Source organism: Streptomyces sp. NPDC104581 (genome assembly GCF_055583685.1).
On record NZ_JBVJNN010000010.1, the window covers coordinates 145,573 to 169,442 of the forward strand.

The window sequence follows — 23,870 nt, forward strand, 5'->3', positions numbered from 1 at the left end:
CGCCATGACCTCTCGCGTACGACACGTGACCATCGACTGCGCCGACGCCTACCGGCTCGCCACCTTCTGGGCCGAGGTGCTCGGCGCCAAGGTGTCCGACGAGGACGAACCCGGCGACGACGAGGCACTGGTGGCCGCCGACGGCATCACGCTGCTCTTCGTCGAGGTCCCGGAGGGCAAGGCGGCGAAGAACCGCGTCCATGTGGACCTCGAACCCCAGGACCGCACCCGTGAGGAGGAGATCGAACGCCTCCTGGCCCTGGGCGCCACCCTGGCGGCCGACCACCGCCGCCCCGACGGCCTCGGCTGGGCGACGCTGACGGACATCGAGGGCAACGAGTTCTGCGTCGAACGCGGCAAGGCCGAACGGGCGGCGGCGTCGGCCGGACTCTAGGTCGTGTCTTCGAAGTCCCGCCCGGCCCGCGACGCCTGGCGCGGCGCCTCGCCGCGTTGTCGTAAGTCGGCCGGGTACGCCCCGTACGAGACCGATCCTCCGTCTCGTAAGGGGCGTACGCACCGGCCGCCGCCGTCCCCGCCCTGCGGGCGGACGGCGCTACTTCGAAGACACGACCCGGGGTCCTGCCGTCCCCGCCGCTGACGGCGCCGGCCCGCGCGGGAGCGCACCGGGCCCGGCGGCCGGCCCGCTCACCGCGGCCGCGGACCGTCGGCGGTCGCGCGTGCCGCACGCGCGGTGTCGAGCACCCCCGCGGTGGCCTTGTGCGTCACCCGGGCGGCGAGGCGGTCCAGTTCGGCCAGTGCGGGCCCGTTGTCGATCCGCCCCAGGGCGAAGGCCGCCGCGTGCGCCACCTTCGCACTGCGCGGCCCCCGCGCGGGCACCTTCTCCAGCGAGGTCTCCACCAGCGCCCCCAGCACGCGCACCGCTTCGGGACACGGCGGCAGCAGGGACAGCAGCCAGGCGAGGCCGCGCACCGCGACGGCGTTGTACGGGTCGAAGACCTCGTTGAAGTTCCGGTCCTCGCAGAACACGGCCCGCACCGGGAAGGTGCGCGGAACGCCCACCAGCGCGAGCCAGGACACCACCTTCTCCCGCACCTGCTCGGGGCCCAGCGGCACGACGAGCTGCCCGGCCAGCCGGTCCCACTTCGCGCTGGGCCTGGCGGATTTGGCGGTGAGGGTGTGCGCGAACAGCGCCCGCCACGGGTCACCGGGACCGGGACCCACCTCTTCCAGGGCATGCTCGGCCCACTTCTCACCCACGTTGAGGACCGGGTCGGTGGGCTCCTCACCCGCGCGGACCAGTGGCGCGGCCGGGAAGCCGTACTCCATCCCACTGCGCCGGAACGCGGCGATCGCAGCCGGGGTGAGGGAACGTCCGGCGGCCAGCTCCGCCGCCACCAGCACCGAGAAATGGTCCTCGTACCAGAAGGAGTGGCACTCGCCGATGCCGTCGAGCACCTCGACACGCTCGGCGGACAGCGGGTCGCCCGGGAGATCCGCGGCGAGGATCCCGGCCAGAAGCAGCGCCCGCGACCGGGGCTCGGCGGGCTCCTCGACCCGGTGGCGGCGCCCGGCCAGGGAAGCGGCGAGGACGCGACGGCGTCGTGGGGGCAGACCGCGCAGCTCGCCCAGAAGCCGGTCCGACCAGCCGACACCCCGGTACCCGCTGTCCCTGACTCCCATGGCGTTCAGAGCCCTGTCGGCGAGCCCGATGTCATCCGCGGCGACGTGGCCCGGAACCCCTTCCGGCTCCCGAACGCCGGAGCCGCCGTCGCTGTTCGTCCCGTCGGCGCAAGTCGTCTGTCCCATGCCGACCGACCCTAGAGGGCCCCTCTGACATCGCACGCGCGCGGTGGGCCGGGCCCGCGCTGGGCCCGTGCCTCACATCCGGGATCTCAGCACGTCGACCTCACAGCCCGGCGCGAACGGGTCGAATCCGTGCCCGGCCAGCCAGCGAACCGCCAGCAGGCTCCGCACCGACCACCACGCGCGGATCACGTCGAGGTCGACGCCGGTGCCGTAGCCGGCGACGACGTCGTCGAGGTGTTCCTCGTGTCCGAGCGTGAAGGTGGCGAGGTCGTACAGGGCGTCACCCCGTCCCGCCTCGGACCAGTCGATGACGCCGGTGACCTCGTCGCCGTCGACGAAGACGTGCGCGATCTGCAAGTCGCCGTGCGTGAAAGCCGGAGTCCACGGCCGGAGCGCCGCCTCGGCGACCTCGCGGTTGCGGACGACCACATCGGCGGGCAGGAAACCGCTCGCCACGAGCCGCTCGCACTCGCCGTCGAGATCGGCGGTCAGCGCGGCGAGGTCCCGGCCGGCCCCGCCGGGCCGGGGCGGCAGCGGCGCGTCGTGCAGCTTCCTGATCGCGGCACCCGCCGCGGCCCATGCCGCCGGCGGCGCGGCCGACGGCTCCCCGAGGCGGCCGAGCACCGTCCCCGGGACAGCGGCGATCGCGAGCACGGGCGGCCTGCGCCAGAGAACCTCCGGCGTCGGGACCGGGGCGAGGGCCATCGCCTCGACCTCGACGTCGATGCGCGCCTGATCGGCGTCCACCTTCAGGAACACGTCGCCGACGCGCAGGGTCGCGCGCTCGGAGTGGGCGACGACGACCTCGACCTCATCCATGGGCGACCAGTATCCCGGTGACGACCGGCCGCGTCGCCGCATTTTTCTACGCGTGACGACACCGCCCACCACGACGCGCCGCCCGGCTGCCGCGCGCACGTCACCTGCGCAAGTGGTCCAGGCCCCCTTCGGGCACCGGGTAGGGGTGCTCCGCCGGAAGCAGGCGCCGGGCCGCGGCGAGGTCCCCGTCCCGTACGTGGCCGTGAATCGTGTGCGCGAGGCCGGTGACGTCGGTGATGGAGACCGTCCACTCGTCCGCGTAGCGGTGCGCGGCCTCCCCGCTGAGACCGAGTTGCAGCGACCGGTGGTCAAGCGGCGCCAGACGCACGTCGCGTTCCGGATCCCACTGGACGCGCGACGGGGAAAGCTTCAACTGCCTTTTCCAGGAGGCGTGGTCGGGATGCAGCCCGTGTTCGTAGTGGGTCAGGCAGGCACGCTCCAGAGCCCATTCGAAGCCCGCACGGGTGATCTCGACGGCGAGGACGGTCTCCTGACCCTCCTTGGAGCCCCATCCGCAGCGGTACATCATCCAGAGGAAGGAGGGCTTGATCCAGGTCATCCGGTCCCGCTGCCAGGCCGCCGGGAAGCGGCCGTCCCGCGCCGCGGGCAGGCCGATCCCCGGTCGGTACGCCTGGTAGACGGTGACCGTCGACTCGGTGTGCAGGGCGCGGATCCGGTACCGGGGTTCTGTCATGGGACCAGCGTGGGGCGTCCCGTTCGGTGCGCGCCATCGAATTAGTGCCGTGCTCGGCGCGCTGAACTGAGCGTTCCCTCCGCGAGGGCTTCGATGAAAGCGGTCCACGCGGTGGAGTTGAGGATGAAGGCGGGGCCGTGGGGGTTCTTGGAGTCACGTACGGCCATCGCCCTGCCGGGGAGTCGGGCACCTTCGACGCAGTTGCCGCCGTGGTCGTTGCTGTAGCTCGACTTGAACCAGTCGGCGCCGGACTTCGCTTCAGCCATGGTCGTCATCGGAATCAAAGCTCCTTCATTGCCTTCTTGATCAGGCTCAGGGACTCGTGCGGCCCGAGAGCGATGGCTTGCAGCTCGCTGAACGCTTCCTCATGCAGTTCTACGTCCGACTGCCGTCGACTTACCCATGCGTCGGCCAGGTTCTCGAAGTAGATGATCGGCTTGAGAGCGGCCCTGTCGTGGAACTGGAGCGTCGCGAAAGCCCCGTTCATCCCCGGATGGGCACCCGCCTTGAAGGGCACCACCTGGACCCTGACATTGGGCAGCGCGGCCACGTCAACAATATGTGTGAGCTGAGCCCGCATCACCTCCGGGCCTCCCACCTGCTGGTGTAGCACCGCCTCGTTCATGATCGCCGCGAATTTCAGCGGGGCCTCCCGGCGGAGCGCCTCCTGCCGTGTCATTCGCACGGCCACCATACGGGCGATCTCCTCTTCGCTGAGACCTTGGTGCGCACTCTGATGGGTCGCGCGCACGTACGCCTCGGTCTGGAGCAGCCCGGGGACAAACGCGCATTCGTAGTTGTGCAGAGCGACGGCCGTGGCCTCCAGCCCCAAGAACGCCCTGAAACCAGGGGAGATGACCGGGCGGTACTCCGTCGACTGCCACCAGTCCCGCTTCCGCTTGGTGACGGCCGCATACCCCTTCAGCTGCTCTGTCTTCTCCTCGTCAGCCCCGAAGATCTGGCAGAGGGCCATGACATCGACCGGCTCAACGACCGAGTTCTCTCCCGTCTCCAGCCGGGTCAGCTTCGACGGACTCCAGTAGAGCTTCTTCACGACCTGAGTCGAGGTCAGCCCGGCTTTCTGCCTGAGGTGGCGTAGCTCGTTGCCCAGGTGTAGGCGGCACAGAGCCGGGGTTGCCGACTCGATGTCCGTGATCATCTGCTGTCCTCTCGGAGCGCTTTCCAGTGTGTCGACGTTGCTTCTGCCTCCGCAAGGAACTTTCCGCGCCATAGCGGGAGCCACTGCGCCCTTGCGTGAACGCACCTTGTGTGAGCGGTGATTCACGGGAAGTTCCGCACGCAGAATTCGGCTGTGAAGTCTCATTCGTGATGCATCTGGTGCGAGGCTATACGCGCAGCTCACGCACCGCAGTCGATTCAACTCATTGCGTGAGCATGGAGATTCGACGACAAGGACTCCCGATGCCTCCCATGACGCGCAGCACAACTCCCGCCCCACTCACCGCCGTCGACATACGGGACGACGTCTTCCGCCTGGACATCTCCTTCCGCCCCCACACCCGCCGCGTCGCCCAGCTGCGTCATATCGCGGGTGCGCTCCTCACCGAGGGCGGTATCGGGCCGGACGTGGTCGAGACCGTGCAGCTCCTCGTCAGTGAGATCGTCACCAACGCCGTCGTGCACGGGTGCGCCGACCGCGTGCGGTTCTCGGTCTCCTACGACCGGAGCGGCAGCGGCAACGGCGGCGACGTGCTGATCGAGGTGGACGACGGGCACACCGCGAGGATCGAGGTGCGCAGTCCGGGGAGCGACGACGAGACCGGCCGGGGCATGTTCCTCGTGGACGCGCTCGCGCGTGCCTGGGGCCGGCACGGCACCCGTACCTGGTGCACCGTCGCGACGGGCGAGGCGTCATGACGCCCGACCGCCGTACGCCCGGCGCCCATTGGCGTCACCGGGCGCCGGGGTTCAGCCGGGACCCGGACACGCTCCGCCGGCTCCTCGACGCCCTCCACCGGGACCACCCCGTCGACTTCGCGACCATCTCCCGCACCGTCGCCGATGCCCTGACCCTCCGGCTGCCACCCGATCGCGCCTGGGTGGACACCACCACGCTCAGGCTCCGGGGGCATCTGCAACTCCTGCTGACGGAGTACGAGGGGGACGCCGACGCCCCGGCGACGCGCGCGCTGCACAGGGACGCCTACCGGCTTCTCGCGCTCTGTGATGCCTTCGACGCGGACACCCCGCCCCTGCACGCGTACGAGCTGATGCGCGCGCTGGCGGGGACCACCCGTTCGTTCGCCGGTCTCTGGCCCGGGGAGGAACGAGACCGGTGAGTGAGGCCAGGGCACAAGCGCTCTACGTCATCGCCGTCACCGCTGTCGGCGGCTCGATCGTCGTCGCGCTGTGGCGCGGTTGCTGATCCGTCACGGCCAAGTGATGACGGATGTCACTGCCCGCCCGGCGGCGCCGGACGAAGACTGGAGGTCGCAGGAGACGAGACGCGATCAGGGGGTGGAGGCATGTTCAACAGGTGGCGGCGTCAACTGGCCGTACGGCGGGTCAAGCCCGGGGACGGGCGGCCGCTGAAGCGCTTCCGGTGGTGGCAGTTGATCGGCCGCTCACTGTTCTACCTGCGACTGCCGCACGGCGACGGGGGGCAGAGCGTCTACGCCGTCGACGTCAGGCAGTGGGGGAACAAGGAGTCCGGCGAGATCGAGGCCGATCTGTATCTCGACGGCAGGCACCACGCCAAGTCCAGACTTCCCGCCGTCCTGCCCGTCCCGGGCGGCGCCGTCGAGGTGCGGGCGAGTGCGTTCGGGCTCAAGCGCTGCCACTACGTCACCGAGGCGGGGGCCGAGTACCAGCTCGTACCGGACCCGCACTCCGCCGAGGGGCGCCGCGCGCGACTCGACCGCGCGCACCCCTCGCTGAGCCGCTGGATCGGCTTCCTCTCTGCGGTCGTGCTCGCCATAGCGCTGCTGCTGCTCATCCCGCAGCTCATCCAGCCGCTCATCGAGATACCGCCCGTCGCCGAGCGCGTCGGGACCTTCGAACCGCCGGTCCGGCTGCCGCTGTGGCTCAACATCACGGTCACGGCCGCCAGTGTGACGGCCGCCATGGAACGGGCCCTGCGGCTGCGCTACAACTGGCTGCTGGACGGCGCCGCGGGCTGACCCGCGACGGCACCCGCCGGCCCGGTCGTCAGTAGTACCCCTTCTCCCCGTCCACCAGCTCACGCACCGCATCCAGGTGCCCCACGTGCCTCGCGGTCTCCTCGATCATGTGGAACAGCATCCAGCGCAGGCTCGCCGCCCCCGACCGGAAGTCGGTGTTGCGGCCCACGTCGTCCAGCGAGGCGTCCGCGACGATCGCGTTCGAGGTCGCGCACTGCTGCTCGTACTCGGCGAGGAGCCGCGCGAGCGGGACGCCGTCGACCATCATGTCCGCGTCCTCCGGGCCGTCGTCGAACTGCGGCCCGGTGGCGGGACGGTTGAGGAACAGGACCTCGAACCAGCAGTGTTCGACCCAGCGCAGATGGGAGACGACTCCCGCCACGGTCATCAGGGGCGAGGTCGGCAGCACGGTGCGGTGGGCGGCCTCCTCCGACAGCCCCTCGCACTTCCAGTGCACGATCCGGCGCTGCATGTCGAGCCAGCCGACGAGTTGGGTGCGTTCGTCGGCGGTGAAGTCGGGGCGTTCACGGGAAGTGGTCATGGGCGGGGAACGTACCCGACCCGCCTCGGGCCCCGCATCGCGATTTCCTGAGCCTCGGCCCCGTCGTCGCGTTCGACGGACCGAACGGCGAGCACGCTGCGTAGCAATGGGGTGACGGCGTATCGGCCGTCGCCCGGTCCGCCGTCGGCGCGACGGGATTGCGCGCCGCGTACGGTCGAACGGGCGCCCCCACCCACCCGGTTCGAGCCGCCTTGGCCGGACGTCGGCCCGTTCCCGTCGAGTCGTCGGCCGACAGTGGCCGGATATCTCCCGCGTCACGGGTTCGAGACCCCGGAGCAGCCGACGGGCGACGGGTTCGACAGGAGCTGGAGGGGTATGCGGTCGCCGTGCGATCCACCGGGGACGGCGCGAGCGCGACCGTCTCTCACGGTGCCCGTACGGGATCGCAGAGTGTCCGAGCCGTGTCCGAATAGCCCGCAAACGTCCCTTGGCGACTTTCATGCTGTCGAACGTGATCGTTCGCGGCGCCCGAGGGGATCGTTTGCCGTTCGGATGGCCTGACGTCTCATGTCGGCCAAAACGTGAGAAAGGCCGGATTGACACTGAGTCAGGCGGACACGGGGCGTAGTCATCACAGCAAACGATCCACAAACGACCCCTGTCCGGTGCTGCAACGAGAGCGGGAAATCGTCACTGTGTAGGGGCGCCTGCCACCGGTAGGGCGAGTTCCGGTTCCACTGGCCGATCAGAGAGCACCGAGCAGTTCTGACCATGTTGACAGTTGACAGATGTCTCATTCGAGAGGGCTGTACAGGCGCATGAGTGGCTATTTCACGACGGAGTTCCATGAACGTCTCCGGGCGCAGGTCCGGGCGTTCGCGGAGGCCGAGGTCCGTCCCCGGATACCCGAGATGGAGGCGTCGAAGTCCGTTCAGCACGAGCTGTCGCAGCTCATCGCCTGGCAGGGCTGGCTGGGTGTCACCATCGACCCCGCGTACGGCGGCATGGGCGCCGGGCATGTCGCGAAGACCGTCATCATCGAGGAACTCTCGCGCGTCAGCGGAGCCATGGGCGCCATGGTGCAGGCGTCGCAGCTCGGCGTGGCGAAGATCATCCACTTCGGCAGCGAGTTCCAGAAGAAGACCTGGCTCCCGGAGATCGCGGCCGGCGGCTGTCTGCCGACCATCGCCGTGACCGAGGCCGGGTCCGGCGGTCACGTGCTGGGCATGGAGGCGACGGCCCACCGCGACGGTGACGACTACATCCTCAACGGCGCCAAGGTGTTCGTCGGCAACTCGCACGTCGGCGATCTGCACGGCGTCGTGGTGCGCACGGGACCGGGCAGCAAGGGCCTCTCCGCCTTCCTGGTGGAGGCGGACCGCCCCGGCTTCTCCCTGGCCCCGCACCGGCCCGCCATGGGCCTCCACGGCTTCTCGTTCGGCGAGCTGATCTTCGACAACTGCCGCGTGCCGGCGTCCAATCTGCTCGGCAACGAGGGCGACGGGCTGCCCGTCGCGTACTCGTCCAGCATCCTCTACGGCCGGGCCAACCTCACCGCCGTCGCGCTGGGCATCCACCGGGCGATCCTGGAGGAGACGGTCGCCTTCGCGACGGCACGCCAGCGCTACGGCGCCCCGCTCGCCGAACTCCCCACGATCAAGCAGAAGCTGGGGAAGATGCAGTCGGCGTTCATGACGGCGCGGCTGACGGCGTACCACGCGGTGCACCTGCTCGACCAGGGGCTGCCGTGCGACGCCGAGCTGATGAACGCCAAGCTGGTGAACGTCGAGTCGGCGATGGACTCCGCGCGCGCCGCCATGGAGGTCCACGCCGCCATCGGCCTCTCGACGGACCGCCCCATCGAGCGCTACACGCGCGACGCGTTCCACATCTTCGCGCCCGCCGGCACCTCCGACGTCCAGCTCCAGCGGCTGGCGGAGACGGCTCTCGGCACCTCGAAGGGCGACTGGTCACGACGGCTGGCCGCCCACGCGGGTGCGGGAGCGGCCGCCGTCGTCGGCTGACCCCACCGACCGAATCTCCGGCCGGCCCCGCCGGACGGGCCGCTCACACGGTCCGTCCGGCGGGGCCGGCACCGGTCGTCACTGGCGCGGTCCGCCACCGGTGCGCTGGTAGATCAGGCGCATCAACTGGTCGCGGCTCTCCTTGATGAGCTGGAGGGTGTCGCGGCCGGTCTCCTTGCCCCGCGGGTCGGTGCCCACGAAGCAGACCGTTCCCAGCACCGTGTCCGTGCGCTCGTCGATGAGCGGCGCGCCCGCGTACGTGCGGATACCGATCAGGTCCACCACCTCGTTCGAGGCGAACCGCGGATAGGCGTACACGTCCGGAAGCACCAGCGCCTTGCGGCGGTTGAGGACGTCCGGGCAGTACCCGTGGTCACGGGACATGATCCGGCTCACCTCGGGGTTGCCGCCCGCCTCGGGACCGCCCGGACCGGACTGGCCCGCCGACGGCGTGTGCAGACCGGCGAAGAACTGATGGCCGGTGATGAAGTTGACCATCGCGTACGGGGCGCCCGCCGCCTGCGCGAGCTGAGTAGCGAACGCGTCGAACTCGGCGTCGGGCATGTCCCCGAGGCCCAGTTCACGCAGCCGGGCCTCGCGGTGCGCCAATTCCATGTCGGGCGCGGGGAGATGCAGGCCCGCTTCGCTGTCGTAGGTCATGAAGTGGCTCCCAGATCGCTGGAGTGCTGAAGGGGTGTTGCGGGGGGCGGGGTCTGGACGGCCCGCTCCCGCGCGCGGCGGAGCGAGACCGAGTGCGCGTAACTGACGAGGGAGACCAGTACGTGCTTCGCCGACGCGGGGTCGCGCGCGTCGCAGAGCAACACCGGTACGTCCGACCTGAGTTCGAGCGCCTCGCGGACCTCCTCCGAGCTGTAGCGGTAGGCGTCCTCCGCCTCGAACTCGTTGACCGCGACGACGAAGGGCACATCGCGGCTCTCGAAGTACTCGACGGCGGCGAAGCAGTCCAGCAGCCGGCGGGTGTCGGCCAGGACGACGGCCCCGATCGCGCCCAGCGACAGATCGTCCCAGGTGAACCAGAAGCGCTGCTGTCCCGGAGTGCCGAACAGAAGCAGCACCATGTTCTGCTTCTGGAGGGTGATCCGGCCGAAGTCCAGGGCCACCGTGGTGGTGGCCTTGTTCTCGATGCCCTCCAGCCGGTCGGTGCCCGTCGCGCTGCTCGCCGAGGTCAGGGTCTCCTCCGTCGAGAGCGGCTTGATCTCGCTGACCGCGCCGATCATGGTGGTCTTGCCCACGCCGAAGCCGCCACCGACCACGATCTTCAGGGCGATGGGATCGTCAGACGACATAGGTTCGTAGCCCCTCAAGCACTGCCTCCAGCAGATTCGGATCTTTCGGGTCGGCCGTTCTCGTGGGCATCGCCATGATCAACGCGCCGTCGTCCAGCAGGTCGGAGAGCAGGATCTTCGCCACCTGGACCGGCTGGCCCAGGGTGGCGGCGACCTCGGCCACCGACCGTGCCTCGCCTCGGCAGAGCGCGAGACAGTGCGCCGCCTCCGGGCTGAGATAGCCCTCCGGCGCCGTGGCGCGTGCCTTGAGGAGAGACGACAGACTCATCTCGTTCGTGGGCCGTGTGCGCCCACCCGTCAGGGCGTACGGACGAATCTCGTGCTCGTCGTCGTCCACCCACGGGGTACCGTCCAAGGCCGCCATGGTCAGTGCACCCGGTCGTCGACGGAGGACTGACGCAGCCGCGGAGGCGTACTCAGGTGCTCGGGCACGCTTTTGACCAGCTGCCCCATCTCGAAACCGACGGCACCCAGATCGGCGCTGTCGGAGGCCAGCACACCCAGCACGGCCCCGGGGCCGGCCATCGAAACGAAGAGCAGCCCGTTGTCGTGCTCGACCACCACCTGCCTGACCCTGCCGTCGGCGGGACCCTTGATGTCACGGACGCCGCCGGCCAGCGAGCACAGCGCGGTGCTGATGGCGCTCAGCTTGTCCGCCGAGTCGATGCTCAGACCGTAGGAATGCTTGCGCACTCCGTCACTGGATGCCAGGACAGCGCCTTCCGTACCGGGGACGCGCCTGATGAAATCAGCCATCAACCAGTCCAGATCGGGCTGCTGGGCCGAAAAAACTTCGTTTGGCAAGAGAGTGACTCCGTAAGTGGTTGGGCGACCGCCGCGGGCAGCGTCAGCTCGTTCGGTCGGGGGGCCCCTGCGGGCTGTCCTCCGAGCTGGCGAGCCTGATGCCCGAGGCGAAACGAGCCATCAGATCCGGATTCGGGGCGACGACCTCCCGGTCGGCGTCGGCGAGCCGCGGGAACTCCGGCCCGCGGTACGTCTCGCTCCGCCGGGGGAGAGTAGGCCGACGACCTTGGGGGTTGGTGGCGTCGCTCGGGGGTGAGGCCGGGGTGGAGCGGGGGACCTCGGGGGGTGTGACGTCGGCAGAGCCGGTGGTGGAGCGGCCGGCACTGGATTGGCCGGAGTCGGGGTGGGCGGTCGCGGAGTGCCGGCCGCCGCCGGGGTGACCGGGGCTCGGGTGGCCGCCGCCGTGGCTGCCGTGGTGGTTGCCGTTGTGGCCGCCGCCGGTCGGGCCGTTGCCCGTGGCGTACACGTTCGGCTGCCGCTGGGGGAGCGGGGCCGGGGCCTCGCCGCCGCTGGATCCCGCCGAGGCCGTCGCCGTGGCCGCCGCGTGGGCACTGGGGGAGCCGATGCGGCGTACGGGCGGCGTCTCACCGTGCGTACCGCGACCGCCGTGGGCCGCGAGGGCGCCGGCTTCGGCGGGCAGGGGGCTGCGGTGGTCGGACGTGGACTGGGGGACCTGGTACGGCTGGTGGTGCGGCACCTGGTTCGGTATGTGCGGCACCTGGTTCGGCACCTGCCCCGGAACCTGGTGCGGCGCCGGCTGGGGAGTGTGCTGCGGTGCCTGCGGGGCTGCCTGCGGAGCGGCCGACCACGCCGCGCCCGACGCGGGCTCGCTGGAGGGACCCGTACGCTGCGCGTGCTCCGCCCGCTGCTCCTGCTGCCGGCGCTGCCCCTGGTCCGGTGCCTGCCGCTGGGCCGGCGCCGACGGGGCGGCGTCGAGCAGCGCGCTCGGCAGGACCACGACGGCCTGGGTGCCGCCGTAGATGTTGCGGCGCAGCGCGACGTCGATGTCGTGCCTGCGGGCGATCTGCGCGACCACGAAGAGACCGATCCGGCCGTCCTCCAGCTGCTCGCGGATGTCGAACTGGTCCGGCCTGGTGAGCAGCCGGTTCATCCGCTCCAGCTTCTCGGGCGCCATCGGCAGCCCGCGGTCGTCGATCTCGATCGCGAGACCGGCCGGGACGCGCTCGGCGCGCAGCGTCACCTGGGTCTCCGGGGAGGAGAACCGGGCGGCGTTCTCGACGAGTTCGGCCAGCAGGTGGATGACCTCGGCCGCGGCGTAGCCGGGCAGGGTGCCCTCGGGCGGCTGGATGACACGTACGCGGGCGTACTGCTCGATCTCGGCGACACCCTGGCGCAGCACGGTCGGCAGCGGGACGGGCTTGTTGATACGGCGGGGGACCGCGCCACCCATCACGGCCAGGCTCTCCACCTGGCGGCGGAACTGGGTGACGAGGTGGTCGACGCCGAAGAGACCGCCGAGCAGGTCCGGGTCCTCGACCTCGCTCTCCAGATCGTCCAGCCGGGCCAGCGCGCGGTTGACCAGCGCGTGCAGGCGCTGCGCGATGTTGACGAACACGTCCACCTGCTGGCGCGCGCCCGCCTCGGCGACCGCGGCCAGCGCCTGGTGCTGCGCGAGGCGCAGGGTCTGTTCGAGATCCGCGAAGGGGTTGCCCTGGGCGACGGCGTGCGGCGCCGGCTTCATGAGCTGGGGGCGCTCACCGCGGCTGATCTGCTCCAGCAGCCGGGCGATGTGCTGCTGCCCCTCGGAGGTCACGGCCTCGAACCGCTCCACCCACTGGCGGGCGGAGGTGGCGTTCGTGACCCGCTGCTCGTGCACGGCGGCGGAGACGGCGGCGGCCTTGCGGGTGGCGACGACGGTCGCGACCACACCGAGGACTGCCGCGGCGCCCGCGGCGGACCAGGTCGCCACGGGGTTCCCGGCGAAGTGCCACGTGGACCACACGCCCGCGCCCAGCACCACGACCGTGGCGACCGGCATCAGGGCGAGAGAACGGATCCGTGAGCGCAGACCCTTCTCGGTGGCCAGATTCCGGTTGGCGGTGGCGGTGGCGGGCGCCTGGGCGGTGTTCCCGGAGTTCTGGGACTTCCGAGCGGAACGTCCGCGCCGCCGACCGCTGCGACGGTCGGCGGGGGCGACGTGCGGAGAGAGTTCAGGCATAAATGTCCTCGGTACGACGGGGACCGGCGGATGAAGGTGAAAGGGCCGCGCTTCGGCGCCGGCTTGGGGCTCCATGGGCTTGTGCCACTGGGGCGGGTACCGCTCGGGCGAGTGCCGGGTGGGCGTACGCCGGGCGTCGCGGGCCCGACGGGCCTTCCGAGACGACGCCCCCCGGCTCGCCGTTCCGTCCGCCGCCCTCGGGAGCTGCCACGTCGGCCGGCCGGCGAATCCGGGCCGGCCGAACGAGCACGAGGGAGCGGACCATGTGTTTAAGGAGCCTTCACAGACGGGCAGTTGGACGGGTACAGGCACATGCCAGCGTCATTAAGAGCCAGAACAAGCTTGGTCCGTGGCCGCGTTCGCCGCCACGGCCGGAAGGGGTCGTTCAGCGGTCGCTTGACCCCATGGGCTTCACAATGTGAACCGCGCAAAAGCGGCTATTGGCCCGAACGCGAAGAGGCCGTCGGCAGGGCACGACGGCGATGCGACCGCCAAACGATCGATTTCGCCGGGCGCGGCGATCGGTATGGGGTCGCTCGTGAGGAGAACTTGAGCCGGACGTGAGGAACAACCTCTCAAAGAGTGCATCGCAATCCTCCACGCAACTCTCCCCAGTGGCAAGGCACTTCAATCATGCTTGTCCTTCACAACGCGGAGAATCGGTGAGGACGGGTCGCGAACAACCGGCGGTAGAGATCGATTTGGGCGTGGATGCCCGTGACGCAGGTCACGTCGGACAGCCGTAGCCGTAGCCGTAGCCGTAGCCGCTCGGTCTCCGGTCGTCACTTCGGATCGAACTCGCCCACGAAGCGCAGGACCTCGTCCAGCTGGTCCATGCTGAGCAGCCGGCTGCGCGGCCGGAGCATGCCGGAACCGCCGTACGCCCCCAGCTCCTGGCACCGGCGCAGCAGCCAGGGCCAGTCGATCGACAAGTAGTCTGCCAAAGCCCGCAGCCGGAGTTCGGAGGTGGGTCCGTCGATCACGCTCTGTGCGCGGGCATGGTCGACGGCCTGGGTGTACGTACGGACCTGGGACCGCTGATCCGTGATGCCGACACGCCAGATCCCGTCCGAGCGCAGCCAGTTGGCCACAATCACCCGGTCGTCGGGGGCCAGGACGAATTCGTCGATCTGTGAGTACTCCTCCTCGGCGCAGATCCACACGGACAGACCGTGCATCTCCATCAGGGCGACGTTGAGAAACAGCAGGATCCGCTCGTACGGCTCGCTGTCCTTGACCGACTGCTCCGGCACGCAGAACGCGTGCCCCGGCCGCACGGACGGATCGGCGCGCCGCGCCGCCGCACGGGCGAGATGCTCGTGCTTGTGCCGGAAGAAGAGCCAGGCCGCGCTCTCCTCCCCGGTCTGCTCGCGCGTCCAGTGGAAAGGCGGTTCCGTCACCTCACCGAGATGCCGCTCGATGTGCAGAGTGCAGAAGTACGAGCCCAGCCAGGCGGCACCCACCCGGGACAGCTCCGGCATCGCCGACCGGGCCACGGCCGAGCGAGGCATCGCTAAATGCCGCTCCAGCTCGCGTCGTTCACTGTCGAGAATGTGGTCGTCCGCCAGGAGGCTGTCCTCCAGGTTGAGCATCGCCCACAGGATGCCGAACGTCAGGTCGTCCAGCCGGTACGGCTTCGGTATCGGCAGCGTCCCGCGCGGATCGGCGTCCAGCTGGTAGCGGGCACGGGCGGAGTCCAGTACGTAGAGGCCCTCGCCGCCGCTGCCGCCGAGCGAGGCTATGAGCAGGGCACGTCGCGCGGGCTGGACGAACGCGCGTAGATGCGGATTCTCCTCCACGGCGATCGACACGACGTCGTCCTGCGACGTCGCCTCGTACATCTGGGCGGGCACCGCCGTACCGTCGAAGATCCGCATCCCGTCGAGGTACCAGAGCCCGCCCGCGCCGGCCGCCGCCTCCGAGGGGGAGAGGGACGAGCTGGACCACAGGGCGTCCATCGAGCGGGCGGTGGCGAGCGACGAGCCGTGGGGCAGCCGCGCGGGGACGACCTCGCGGCTGGGCACCCGCTGGAGCAGCAGGTCCACCTCGACGCCGAGCATGTAGGCGAGGACGGTGGCCGCGTCGCCCTGGGGCGACTGCGTGCCGGCCAGCCACCGCTTGAAGGTGATGCGCGAGACGGAGACGTTGCCGACGCGGCTGTTCCCGTACTCCTTCGCCGCCCGGCGCGCGGCGAGGCTGAACTGCACGTCGAAGACGGCGAACTTCGCCCAGTTGAGGCGTTCGAGCAGGACCCGCAGCAGCGTCGGCGGGCGCTGCTCGGGCTGGCCGGCGGACCGGTCCGCGGTTCTCTCGACGGACTGGTCCGCGCTCCTGGGGGCCGGCTTCTCGACGGAGTGGCCGGACGAGGGGTGGCTGGGGGAGTGGTGGCCGGTGGGGTGGTCGGCCGGGTGATCGGTCGAGGGGGCGACCGGGACGACCGGGTCGGCGGGGCGGGGTACGGGATGGCCGGTGGAGTGGTCGGCCGAGAGGTCCTCGGCCGGGACCGCCGGTTGGGCGTCGGTGCGTTCGGCCGCGCGGTCGGTGGGTCCGTCGGCGGGTCCGTCGCCCGGGTGATCGGCGGAGTGATCGACCCGGGGGTCGGCGGGGCGGTCGGCGGAGTGATCGACCGCGCGGGCGACCGGCTGATCGAGCCGGCGATCGACCGGATACTCGTTCTCCTCAGGGGTCACGAGCCGAGCCCTCCTCGGGCAGCCAGAACGGTGCGGTCAGATAGTCGAAGCGGAAATTCCATCCAGCTGACTCATCCTCACGGTGTCGTACGCACGGTCGCAAATGCCAATTCTGGCGCCTCGGCAGACACATGATCACTCCGAGTACGCGCCGCTGTCCAGCAGAACCCTGGCCAGAGGATCCACGGTTAGTCAACAGCCCTCACTATTGGCGCAGTTGAGAGGCGGGGTTCGCGGAACCGGAGGATCCGGTAAGCCTCCGAACCGCCCCCCGGGACGCCGCGCCGGCCTTCCGGGCCCTTTCCCGAGGTCAGTTCCGCTTCCGACGCGGCCACGTCGAAGTCGCCAGGGCACAGAGCGCCGGGACGTACCGGTCCGGACCCTTGTTAATCACCACAAGCGGCTCCGGGCAGCGGCCCGTCGGCAGTGGCGGTGGCGGTGAACTCCTGCGCGGCACCGGGCCTCGTTCCCGACGCGGCCGGGTCAGCGACCGGCGGCCGAGTGGGCGGCCGGGGTCATGTGGTCCGTGAACCAGTCACCGGCCAGCTCGGTGACCCTCTCCAGGGCGCCGGCCTCCTCGAAGAGATGCGTGGCGCCGGGCACCACCGCGAGCCGGTTCTCGCAGCGCAGCCGTGACTGGGCCGCGCGATTGAGGTCGAGCACCTGGAGGTCGTCGCCACCGACGATCAGCAGCGTGGGCGCGGTCACCTCGGGCAACCGGGGCCCGGCCAGATCGGGCCTGCCGCCCCGCGACACGACGGCGGCGATCCGGGCGTCCGGCTCGGCGGCGGACCACAGCGCGGCCCCGGCCCCGGTGCTGGCGCCGAAGTACCCCACGGCCAGTCCCTCGCACCCGGGCTGTCCGCGCAGCCAGCCGGTGGCTCCGGTGAGCCGCCCGGCCAGCAGCCCGGTGTCGAAGACATTGGCCCGGTCCGCCTCTTCCTCCTCGGTGAGCAGGTCGAACAGCAGGGTGCCGAGCCCGGCCCGGTTCAGTCCGGCCGCGACGAAACGGTTGCGCGGGCTGTGCCGGCTGCTGCCGCTTCCGTGCGCGAACACGACGACCCCGGCCGCGCCGTCGGGCACCGTCAGCCGACCGCGCAGCGTCGCACCGCCGACCGCCATGTACGCCTCTCCGCTCACCTCGCCGTCACCCTCCCGATACGTGCCCCGGCCCCCGCCCCCACCGTCACCGGCCGGGTCCACGGGCCCCGCTCCGGCCCGGCGGGCGCCCGCCGGGCGGTCGAGCGCCTCCGCGAGGCAGGCGACGACCTCGGCGTCATCGGTCTGGGCGAAGTCGACGTAGAACTGTCCGATCGCGTAGAAGTCCCGCGGGGTGTGCGGACAGACGTAGTCGTCGGCGTCCGAGCCCATCCGCTCGGTCCAGTCCCGCGGAGCCACGGGGACGGCCAGCACGATCCGGTCCGCCCCGCGCGCCCGGGCGATCCGGCAGGCCGCACGGGCCGTCGACCCGGTGGCCACCCCGTCGTCGACCACCAGGACCGTGCGCCCCTCCAGCCCGACCGGCGCCCGGTCTCCCCGGTACCGGCGGGCGCGGCTCTCCAGCACCTGCCGCTCGTGGGCCTCGACCCCGGCCAGCTCGTCGTCGGTGACGCCCGTCATACGCACCACGTCGTCGTTGATCACGCGCACGCCACCCTCGCCGATGGCCCCCATCCCCAGCTCCTGGTGGAACGGCACGCCCAGCTTGCGTACGAGACAGACGTCCAGCGGCGCGTCCAACGCCTCGGCGACCGCGGCGGCGACCGGAACGCCTCCACGGGGCAGACCCAGCACCACGGTCCCGGCGCCCCTGAGATGTCTGAGGGAAGCGGCAAGCCTGCGGCCCGCATCTCGGCGATCCATGAACAACACGACCCGACCTCCTTGCCACGAGAGGGGAGCAGACGAGCAGCGTGACAAGTGCTCTATACATCTATGATCGGCCATTTGCGGGAGGGACGCGCGCCGTGGCCGGACGCGGGCGGTTCGGCCCGCCGAACCTCCCCTGTCCGGGCCCAGGACCACACCCCCCCGCCCGGGGGCCCGCGCTGCGCGGAATCGTCACCGACCGTCACCTCGCGCCACGCGGACCCGGCCGGGACTCGACGGGAGCCCACCCGCGACGCCTGGTCCCGGTCCCATGGGCCGGGATGGGCTCAGTCGCCGATGTTGCCGGCCGGCGGGTCCGCTGATCGCCGCCTCGAACGCGCCCGCCCTGTCGGACCGGGCGTCGTACGGCGCTACGGCCGAACCGGCCACCCGCGCGTAACGCTCACCGGGCGCCCGTCCGCCGCCACACCGTGCCGCGCCTCTCGTACTCCAGCACCGTCTCCACCCGCTGGGCCAGTTCCGGGCCCACGTAGCGCTCCACCAGCCACAGCGCGACCTCCAGCCCGGAGGTGATGCCGCCACCGGTGATCAGGTCTCCGTCGTCGACCACCCGCGCGTTGATCACCGTCGTGCCCTGGGCGGCCAGGTCCGCCTTCGCGCCGGCGTGGGTCGTGGCATTGCGCCCCTTGGTCAGCCCCGCGGCCGACAGCACCATGACGCCCGTACAGATGCCCACCGGCAGTGCCTCCGAGGCGGCCAGCCGGCGCAGAAATCCACGGTCGCCGATGAGCTCGTTCACGCCCGGCCCGTCCTTGGCCGTGTAGCCGCCACCCGGCACCACCAGCAGATCCGCCTCCTGCGGCGACCAGCCCTTGTCCACCTCGACCTTCGTGCCGTACGTACAGGTGACCGTGGCGGGCCGGCCGGTCGTCACCATCGTCGTCGCCAACGCTCCGCCGCTCATGCGGCCGGCGAGACCGAGCACCTCCACCGGGGCGACGAAGTCCTGCTCCTCGACACCGTCGAACATGAGCACCTGCACCCGCAGCGGATTCGCCGCGGACACGGACGAGGCCGCTGACACCTCCGACACCTCCGACACCGCCGACACCTCCGACACCGCCGAGACGGGCGAGGCCGCCGACGCGCCCTCGCCCATCGCCCCCACTCCGGCCGCCGCCGTACCGACGGAAAGAGCCGAAGCCCGCAGGAACGAACGCCGTTCCATGACCGATCACCTCCCGGGAATCGTCGTCTGCACCAGATGTCGGGGGACATCCGCGTCCAGTTCCCGCGCTTGACCGGGTCGTCGTTATGACCTGGCGCCGGTCGTTCCACTCCACCGATTAGTTCCCGGTGGCGGCGGATTTCTCAATTGCCCGTGAATTGCGAGGGAACCGGATCGCTATCTTCCGTGGCAGGAAAATCGTGGTTACTCTCCCCCGCAGCGGACGTGGTACAGACCAACGTTGCCGCGGGTTGTCCACCCATGGCGTCCCGTGGCGAGCCGTACGGATAACGGAGTTGAGTGATGGCGAAGTCCTCGGGACCGGCGGTCTCTTCGTCGCGCCGGGAGAGAGAACGCGCTGGTTTCGACTGGGCCGCGCTCCGCGCCGATCTGCGGGGAGCCGTGCCGGACGCCTCACTGGCCCTGGTGGTCACCCTGTTGATCTACTGGCTGCTCTACGTCCGTGTGGAGAACGGGACTTCGGCGACCCTGAAGCTCATGCCGGACATGGCTGACGCGGGCGAGTTCTGGATGTACTGGATGTGCCAGGCGTTCGGCTGGTCGGCGATGCTGTGGGCCTATGTGACGGTGATATTCGGGCTGTTGCGTTCCGGGCCGAGACCCCGGTGGCGCCTGCTGCCCGCCGCACGGCTGGAGAAATGGCACCGCACCACGAGCCTGACCACCATCACCCTGATGTTCATGCACGCGTTCTTCTTCTTCACCGACCAGATCCGGACCAACCAGGACCAGTGGTCACTCGGGCGCAGCGTGTGGACCGCGTTCGTCGACGTCTTCGTACCCGGCGGATACGCCACCGGCACCGGCCGCGTCGCCATCCTGATCGGCCTGCTGGCGATGTACCTGGCCCTCCCGCTGGGCCTCGCCTTCTACCTCCGGCACCGGACCGGCTCGCGCATGTGGCTGGCCCTGCACCGCTTCGTCATCGTCGTCTACATCCTCAGCGCCTGGCACACCCTGCTCTACAGCAGCCAGGCGTGGTTCGACGGCCCCTTCCGGACCACGGTGTGGGCCCTCCAGATCCCGATGGCCGCACTGCTCCTGGTCCGCCTGCTGGCACCGGCCCGTCCCGGCGAACGCCTACGACTTCGCGGCCCCCGACGCCGAGACATCGCCCTCCCGGTCAGCGCACGGCTTCTCGGACGGATCGTGGTGGGGGCGACGGTCCTGGCGCTCCTCGCGGTCGTCCTCACCGGCGTGGACGGCGGTCGCGCCCCCAACGCCGACGCGCTCGTGCCATGGCCCCACAAGTGGGTGATCTGGGCGGGCCTGGCGCTGTTCACCCTGGCGGCCGTCACCGTAATCCGCCGCCTCCGCCCCCGAGCCCCCGCCACCCCAACCCCCGCCCCCCAGCCAAGGACTCCCACAACCAAACCGGCCGACCACCCCTGACCCCACCACCCCCAGACCCGCCATGGTTGCGCCACCCTGCTTACCGCAGCCGGGGTCGCTCCTCGTGTCGTGATGGAGGTCTTGGGGGCGCAGCCGGGTCAGCATCGCCATGGACGTCGAATACCACGTCGTCCGGGAAACGCAGCGCGAAGCGATCAGTCACAGGGACCGGCTGTTCAAGAGGCGGCACGGTCGTGGTGATTGCGGGCGTTGATGGCACAAGTCGATGTCAAAGGCCCCGGACCGTGATCGGTCCGGGGCCTTCTGGCTGGTGCCCCCGGCAGGATTCGAACCTGCGACACCCGCTTTAGGAGAGCGGTGCTCTATCCCCTGAGCTACGGAGGCGGGGATGGTTGCGATGCGTGCTGGTGGTGATCCGCCCCGGTGGGGTGGGTCTCGGGCCCCGAGGGCTCCGCTCCAGGCATTCGCGGGGTGCCCCGTCGCCGCGGAGCACCGCGCATCAGTGTAGCGGGTTGCCGCGGGGCCCGAGGGGCGGTGGGGCGGTGCGTGGTGGGGCACTACCGGCGGCGCCCGTAGTGGCCCCCGCCGCCGGTCCGCGTCGTGGTGCCCCCCCGCCGCCTGCGACCGTAGCCGGGCCCGTCGCCCGACGCCCCCCGCAAGCAGCGTCGCCCGATCAGGGGGTGTCGGGGGGTGGGCCGCAACCCCGGGAGGGGGTGGGGGGTTGCGGGGGTGATGAGAGATCTGCCCGATCCCGTGTGGCCCGTTGTCGTTCTGGCGCTGATCCAGGTCGGTGACGCGGTCCTCTGTCTCGGGCCCGTGCCGTTCGTGCGCGGGTGCTTCGAGGGTGTGGGGTTTCCGCGGCGGTGGTGGTGGGTCACGCCGCCCGTGAAGTTCGCCGCCGCCGCCGGGCTCGTCCTCGGGGTGTGGGTGCCCTGGCTCGGGGTGATCACCGTGTGGGCGCTCGTCCTTTATTTCCTGGTGGCGATTTTCACGCACGTCCGGGCCCGCGACTTCGGCCGCAACCTGTTCCTGAACGCGGTGGGCATGCTCGTCGTCTGCGTACTCGTCGCCCTGTACAGCTTCGTCGTGTAGATACGGAGTCCGGCGGGTTAAGTCTGGAGGGACACTCCGAAAACGGGGGCTGTGGAGCGGGTGTGAGGGCCGGGCGTGAGGGAACGCGATACCCCTATAAGGCTGTTGACACTCTCTTTGAGAGCAGAGATCATCAAAAACTCTACAGCAGAAAGCACTTCACCTTCACGGACGCCACACCGAGCCTCGCCCCCACCGGCGTGAGGCCCGGAATCGGCTTCGTGGCGTGGAGGGTTCAGCGGAGTCAGAGATCAACGGGGCAACGGGGAAGCAGTTCGCGCGCGGCAGCCGCCGCCGCCGGTTCAACGGCGGCCGTTTCGGGCTGAGCGTTTTCTTGGCGTTCCGAGGAGACGATCCGAAAGGACACCACAGGTCTTGACGCACTCGGCGACCGAAAGCGCTCACCGTTCCGGCTCCCACCCGGACGGCTCACATCCGGACGGCGACCACCCACTGCGCATCCGGATCCTCGGGCCGATGGAGATCAGCGGCCAGGGAGGGGACCGTACGCCGTCCGCTCCGATGGCCCGGCGGCTGCTCGCGGCACTGCTGCTCCACGCCAACGAACAGGTACGGACCTCCACACTCATCGACGAACTCTGGGACGGCGAGCCACCCAGGCTGGCCCGCAAGACCATCCAGACCTACGTGTACCAGCTCCGGAGAGCGCCGCACTCCGTGGGCGCCGGCGGCCCCGGGGAGCGGGTGGAGACCTGCCCGAACGGCTACCGGATCAGGCTCGCGCCCGACGAGCTGGACCTGTGGCAGTTCGAGCGGTACCTCGCGCGGGCCCGCGCCGATCTGGGCGACGGCGACCCCGAGAGCGCGGCCCGCACGCTGCGCCTCGGGCTCGCCCTCTGGCGCGGCGACGCGTTCGCCGACATCGAGACCGGGCCGGCGCTGGCCGCCCGTATCTCGCAGCTCGCGGACACCCGGCTCGGCGCCCTGGAGCTGCGGGTCGAGGCCGATCTGCGGCTCGGCCGGCACCATCGGCTGATGGCCGAGCTGCGGCAGCTCACCGCCGACCACCCGCTGAACGAGGAATTCGCCGCCCAGCTCATGCTCGCGGCGTACCGGTCGGGCCAGCGCGGCACCGCGCTGGAGACGTTCGGACAGCTCCGCCGCGGTCTGGTCCAGGAGCTGGGCATCGAGCCCTCGCACCGGCTCCAGCGACTCCAGCGCGACGTACTCAACGAGGCGCGCTCGCTCGAACTGGCTCCGGGCAGGCAGCAGGCCGTACGGGCCGCCGCGCCGGCCGCCGCCGATGTCCGGCCCCGGCGCGAGGTCATCGCCCAACTCCCCTCCGACACACCGGACTTCGTCGGACGGCGGGCGGAGCTGGCCCATATCGTCGCGCACGCACGCTCGGGCAGCGAGTCCCCTCTGACGGCTCCTCAGATCGTGACCGTGCTCGGCGGCGCCGGTACGGGCAAGAGCACCGTGACCGTCCGGGCCGCGCACCTGCTGCGTGAACACTTCGCGGACGGACAGTTCCACGTACGGCTCCACGACGAGAACGACCGGCCGACCGACCCCGCGGCCGCGCTGCGTTCCCTGCTGCGTGACATCGGCATGCGGATGGACGAACTGCCCGAGCCGATGGACGAGTTGGCGCGCATCTTCCGGAGCTGGAGCGCGGACCGGAGTCTGCTGCTGGTCCTGGACGACGCGTTCGGACCCGAACAGGTCGCGCCGCTGCTCCCCGGCGGTGCGCGGAGCGCGGTCCTCGTCACCTCACGTGTACGGCTGCCGGGCCTGCCCGGCGCCGTCAACGTCGAGCTGGGACCGATGGAGACGGACGACGCCGTCGAACTGCTCGCCTCGCTCGCGGGGGTCGACCGCATCGGCGCGGACGTCGCCGCCGCCCGGCAGGTCGTACGGCTGGCCGGCAACCGGGCGCTGGGCGTACGGGCGGCCGGCGAGAAACTCGCGGCCCGCCGGATGTGGTCCGTCACCGAACTCGCCGCACGGCTGGCCCCGGACCACCACCGGCTGGCCGAGCTGGGCAGCGGCTCGCTCGACGTCCGGGTGCGGATGGCGGGCGCCTGCGCCCGGCTCGCCACACCGGACAGCCAGGCACTGGCCTGTCTGGCCCGCGCGGGCGAGATGCCGTTCGACATCCCCCGCGCGGCGCGGACCCTGGCGATGGACACCTGGGCGGCCGAACTGCTGGTCGGCCGGCTCCTCGACCACCATGTGGTGGAGGTCGCCGAATCGGCGCCGGGCGCCGTGACCGTCTACCGCATCCCCGAGCTGATCCGGCTCGTGGCCCGGACGCAGGCCCAGGCGCCGGACATGGCCGTCGCGGAGCTGCGGCTGATGTCGGGGACGCCGTCGCGGGCGGGGCAGTCACCCGTGCCGTGCTTCACGTCCGTCCTGACACCGGCCGGGTGAGCCCGCTCCCGTCCGGTTCCGAGACG

The 23,870-nt window shown here is 70.8% G+C and carries 22 protein-coding genes, 1 tRNA gene and 1 pseudogene; 9 read left to right on the forward strand and 15 right to left on the reverse strand.

Translation table 11 applies throughout. The features are described from left to right. Positions 1-4: 4 nt before the first annotated feature. Positions 5-394, forward strand: coding sequence for a VOC family protein (locus ACZ61E_RS11580; protein ID WP_469699379.1), 390 nt, complete (start codon positions 5-7; stop codon positions 392-394). 251 nt (positions 395-645) lie between these two features. Here the strand turns inward: ACZ61E_RS11580 and ACZ61E_RS11585 are convergent, their stop codons facing one another. From ACZ61E_RS11585 to ACZ61E_RS11605, 5 genes are all read right to left on the reverse strand, one after another. Next, positions 646-1,767, reverse strand: coding sequence for a hypothetical protein (locus tag ACZ61E_RS11585; protein WP_469699380.1), 1,122 nt, complete (start codon positions 1,765-1,767; stop codon positions 646-648). 72 nt (positions 1,768-1,839) lie between these two features. Next, complete coding sequence (locus tag ACZ61E_RS11590; protein ID WP_469699381.1) at positions 1,840-2,586, reverse strand: phosphotransferase family protein; 747 nt, start codon at positions 2,584-2,586, stop codon at positions 1,840-1,842. Between the two features lie 100 nt (positions 2,587-2,686). After that, the gene (locus ACZ61E_RS11595; RefSeq protein ID WP_469699382.1) at positions 2,687-3,280 is read right to left on the reverse strand and encodes a DUF4291 domain-containing protein; all 594 of its coding nucleotides are present in this window, start codon (positions 3,278-3,280) and stop codon (positions 2,687-2,689) included. A gap of 41 nt (positions 3,281-3,321) precedes the next feature. Continuing rightward, on the reverse strand, positions 3,322-3,555 hold the full coding sequence (locus ACZ61E_RS11600) for a DUF397 domain-containing protein (protein ID WP_469699383.1): 234 nt from the start codon (positions 3,553-3,555) through the stop codon (positions 3,322-3,324). 5 nt (positions 3,556-3,560) lie between these two features. Further along, entirely contained in the window at positions 3,561-4,439 is an 879-nt protein-coding gene (locus ACZ61E_RS11605; RefSeq protein ID WP_469699384.1) for a helix-turn-helix domain-containing protein, read from the reverse strand. 272 nt (positions 4,440-4,711) lie between these two features. Here ACZ61E_RS11605 and ACZ61E_RS11610 point away from each other — a divergent pair, with 272 nt between their 5' ends. The 3 genes from ACZ61E_RS11610 (at position 4,712) to ACZ61E_RS11620 (ending at position 6,420) form a co-directional block, all read left to right on the forward strand. Continuing rightward, positions 4,712-5,158: an ATP-binding protein gene (locus ACZ61E_RS11610; RefSeq protein ID WP_469699385.1), complete on the forward strand. Its 447-nt coding sequence runs from the start codon at positions 4,712-4,714 to the stop codon at positions 5,156-5,158. Continuing rightward, the gene (locus ACZ61E_RS11615) at positions 5,155-5,580 is read left to right on the forward strand and encodes a DUF6415 family natural product biosynthesis protein (RefSeq protein WP_469699386.1); all 426 of its coding nucleotides are present in this window, start codon (positions 5,155-5,157) and stop codon (positions 5,578-5,580) included. Before ACZ61E_RS11610 ends, ACZ61E_RS11615 begins: the two co-directional genes overlap by 4 nt. Positions 5,581-5,766: 186 nt before the next feature. Further along, positions 5,767-6,420, forward strand: coding sequence for a hypothetical protein (locus ACZ61E_RS11620; RefSeq protein ID WP_469699387.1), 654 nt, complete (start codon positions 5,767-5,769; stop codon positions 6,418-6,420). Between the two features lie 28 nt (positions 6,421-6,448). Here the strand turns inward: ACZ61E_RS11620 and ACZ61E_RS11625 are convergent, their stop codons facing one another. Beyond that, positions 6,449-6,961 (reverse strand): DinB family protein, encoded by a 513-nt coding sequence (locus ACZ61E_RS11625; RefSeq protein WP_469699388.1) that lies wholly within the window; start codon positions 6,959-6,961, stop codon positions 6,449-6,451. A 779-nt stretch (positions 6,962-7,740) separates the two neighbouring features. On the opposite strand from ACZ61E_RS11625, the gene ACZ61E_RS11630 reads away from it, so the two are divergent. Next, positions 7,741-8,946, forward strand: a complete 1,206-nt coding sequence (locus ACZ61E_RS11630; protein ID WP_469699389.1) for an acyl-CoA dehydrogenase family protein — start codon at positions 7,741-7,743, stop codon at positions 8,944-8,946. 78 nt (positions 8,947-9,024) lie between these two features. On the opposite strand, the gene ACZ61E_RS11635 is transcribed toward ACZ61E_RS11630, so the two are convergent. The 8 genes from ACZ61E_RS11635 to ACZ61E_RS11670 all read right to left on the reverse strand — a co-directional run bounded on the left by ACZ61E_RS11635 (position 9,025) and on the right by ACZ61E_RS11670 (position 18,984). Then, positions 9,025-9,606 (reverse strand): GAF domain-containing protein, encoded by a 582-nt coding sequence (locus tag ACZ61E_RS11635; RefSeq protein WP_469699390.1) that lies wholly within the window; start codon positions 9,604-9,606, stop codon positions 9,025-9,027. Continuing rightward, positions 9,603-10,253, reverse strand: coding sequence for a GTP-binding protein (locus ACZ61E_RS11640; RefSeq protein ID WP_469699391.1), 651 nt, complete (start codon positions 10,251-10,253; stop codon positions 9,603-9,605). The genes ACZ61E_RS11635 and ACZ61E_RS11640 overlap by 4 nt, the downstream gene beginning before the upstream one ends. Further along, positions 10,243-10,617: a DUF742 domain-containing protein gene (locus ACZ61E_RS11645; protein WP_469699392.1), complete on the reverse strand. Its 375-nt coding sequence runs from the start codon at positions 10,615-10,617 to the stop codon at positions 10,243-10,245. Before ACZ61E_RS11645 ends, ACZ61E_RS11640 begins: the two co-directional genes overlap by 11 nt. A 2-nt stretch (positions 10,618-10,619) precedes the next feature. Beyond that, positions 10,620-11,009, reverse strand: coding sequence for a roadblock/LC7 domain-containing protein (locus ACZ61E_RS11650; RefSeq protein ID WP_147878531.1), 390 nt, complete (start codon positions 11,007-11,009; stop codon positions 10,620-10,622). Positions 11,010-11,100: 91 nt separating this feature from the next. Then, positions 11,101-13,236: a sensor histidine kinase gene (locus ACZ61E_RS11655; protein WP_469699393.1), complete on the reverse strand. Its 2,136-nt coding sequence runs from the start codon at positions 13,234-13,236 to the stop codon at positions 11,101-11,103. A gap of 782 nt (positions 13,237-14,018) precedes the next feature. Beyond that, positions 14,019-15,926 carry a hypothetical protein gene (locus tag ACZ61E_RS11660; protein ID WP_469699394.1) on the reverse strand — a complete coding sequence of 636 codons (1,908 nt, stop codon included), beginning with the start codon at positions 15,924-15,926 and terminating at the stop codon, positions 14,019-14,021. A gap of 483 nt (positions 15,927-16,409) precedes the next feature. Further along, entirely contained in the window at positions 16,410-17,798 is a 1,389-nt protein-coding gene (locus ACZ61E_RS11665; RefSeq protein ID WP_469699395.1) for a phosphoribosyltransferase family protein, read from the reverse strand. Positions 17,799-18,198: 400 nt separating this feature from the next. Further along, positions 18,199-18,984: a DJ-1/PfpI family protein gene (locus tag ACZ61E_RS11670; RefSeq protein WP_469699396.1), complete on the reverse strand. Its 786-nt coding sequence runs from the start codon at positions 18,982-18,984 to the stop codon at positions 18,199-18,201. A 303-nt stretch (positions 18,985-19,287) separates the two neighbouring features. On the opposite strand from ACZ61E_RS11670, the gene ACZ61E_RS11675 reads away from it, so the two are divergent. Continuing rightward, positions 19,288-20,397, forward strand: a complete 1,110-nt coding sequence (locus ACZ61E_RS11675; RefSeq protein ID WP_469699397.1) for a ferric reductase-like transmembrane domain-containing protein — start codon at positions 19,288-19,290, stop codon at positions 20,395-20,397. An 18-nt stretch (positions 20,398-20,415) separates the two neighbouring features. Beyond that, a pseudogene (locus ACZ61E_RS11680) lies at positions 20,416-20,611 on the forward strand (site-specific integrase); the annotation flags it as partial. Positions 20,612-20,666: 55 nt separating this feature from the next. Here ACZ61E_RS11680 and ACZ61E_RS11685 read toward each other — a convergent pair. Further along, positions 20,667-20,742, reverse strand: a tRNA-Arg gene (locus tag ACZ61E_RS11685). Positions 20,743-21,090: 348 nt separating this feature from the next. Between ACZ61E_RS11685 and ACZ61E_RS11690 the strand changes: the two genes are divergently transcribed. Both ACZ61E_RS11690 and ACZ61E_RS11695 read left to right on the forward strand, forming a co-directional pair. Then, positions 21,091-21,450 (forward strand): DoxX family protein, encoded by a 360-nt coding sequence (locus ACZ61E_RS11690; protein WP_469699398.1) that lies wholly within the window; start codon positions 21,091-21,093, stop codon positions 21,448-21,450. 477 nt (positions 21,451-21,927) lie between these two features. Beyond that, a complete protein-coding gene (locus tag ACZ61E_RS11695) occupies positions 21,928-23,844 on the forward strand; it encodes an AfsR/SARP family transcriptional regulator (RefSeq protein WP_469699399.1) in 1,917 nt (638 codons plus the stop codon). Positions 23,845-23,870: the final 26 nt, after the last annotated feature.

What these genes read in the sequence shown, in the direction of transcription:
- ACZ61E_RS11625 (WP_469699388.1), bottom strand. Translation starts at nt 6,961, where the DNA reads ATGACCACTTCCCGTGAACGCCCCGACTTCACCGCCGACGAACGCACC.
- ACZ61E_RS11610 (WP_469699385.1), top strand. Translation starts at nt 4,712, where the DNA reads ATGACGCGCAGCACAACTCCCGCCCCACTCACCGCCGTCGACATACGG.
- ACZ61E_RS11675 (WP_469699397.1), top strand. Translation starts at nt 19,288, where the DNA reads ATGGCGAAGTCCTCGGGACCGGCGGTCTCTTCGTCGCGCCGGGAGAGA.
- ACZ61E_RS11580 (WP_469699379.1), top strand. Translation starts at nt 5, where the DNA reads ATGACCTCTCGCGTACGACACGTGACCATCGACTGCGCCGACGCCTAC.
- ACZ61E_RS11585 (WP_469699380.1), bottom strand. Translation starts at nt 1,767, where the DNA reads ATGGGACAGACGACTTGCGCCGACGGGACGAACAGCGACGGCGGCTCC.
- ACZ61E_RS11630 (WP_469699389.1), top strand. Translation starts at nt 7,741, where the DNA reads ATGAGTGGCTATTTCACGACGGAGTTCCATGAACGTCTCCGGGCGCAG.
- ACZ61E_RS11655 (WP_469699393.1), bottom strand. Translation starts at nt 13,236, where the DNA reads ATGCCTGAACTCTCTCCGCACGTCGCCCCCGCCGACCGTCGCAGCGGT.
- ACZ61E_RS11690 (WP_469699398.1), top strand. Translation starts at nt 21,091, where the DNA reads ATGAGAGATCTGCCCGATCCCGTGTGGCCCGTTGTCGTTCTGGCGCTG.
- ACZ61E_RS11635 (WP_469699390.1), bottom strand. Translation starts at nt 9,606, where the DNA reads ATGACCTACGACAGCGAAGCGGGCCTGCATCTCCCCGCGCCCGACATG.
- ACZ61E_RS11640 (WP_469699391.1), bottom strand. Translation starts at nt 10,253, where the DNA reads ATGTCGTCTGACGATCCCATCGCCCTGAAGATCGTGGTCGGTGGCGGC.
- ACZ61E_RS11590 (WP_469699381.1), bottom strand. Translation starts at nt 2,586, where the DNA reads ATGGATGAGGTCGAGGTCGTCGTCGCCCACTCCGAGCGCGCGACCCTG.
- ACZ61E_RS11670 (WP_469699396.1), bottom strand. Translation starts at nt 18,984, where the DNA reads ATGGAACGGCGTTCGTTCCTGCGGGCTTCGGCTCTTTCCGTCGGTACG.
- ACZ61E_RS11645 (WP_469699392.1), bottom strand. Translation starts at nt 10,617, where the DNA reads ATGGCGGCCTTGGACGGTACCCCGTGGGTGGACGACGACGAGCACGAG.
- ACZ61E_RS11600 (WP_469699383.1), bottom strand. Translation starts at nt 3,555, where the DNA reads ATGACGACCATGGCTGAAGCGAAGTCCGGCGCCGACTGGTTCAAGTCG.
- ACZ61E_RS11620 (WP_469699387.1), top strand. Translation starts at nt 5,767, where the DNA reads ATGTTCAACAGGTGGCGGCGTCAACTGGCCGTACGGCGGGTCAAGCCC.
- ACZ61E_RS11695 (WP_469699399.1), top strand. Translation starts at nt 21,928, where the DNA reads ATGGAGATCAGCGGCCAGGGAGGGGACCGTACGCCGTCCGCTCCGATG.
- ACZ61E_RS11650 (WP_147878531.1), bottom strand. Translation starts at nt 11,009, where the DNA reads ATGGCTGATTTCATCAGGCGCGTCCCCGGTACGGAAGGCGCTGTCCTG.
- ACZ61E_RS11605 (WP_469699384.1), bottom strand. Translation starts at nt 4,439, where the DNA reads ATGATCACGGACATCGAGTCGGCAACCCCGGCTCTGTGCCGCCTACAC.
- ACZ61E_RS11595 (WP_469699382.1), bottom strand. Translation starts at nt 3,280, where the DNA reads ATGACAGAACCCCGGTACCGGATCCGCGCCCTGCACACCGAGTCGACG.
- ACZ61E_RS11615 (WP_469699386.1), top strand. Translation starts at nt 5,155, where the DNA reads ATGACGCCCGACCGCCGTACGCCCGGCGCCCATTGGCGTCACCGGGCG.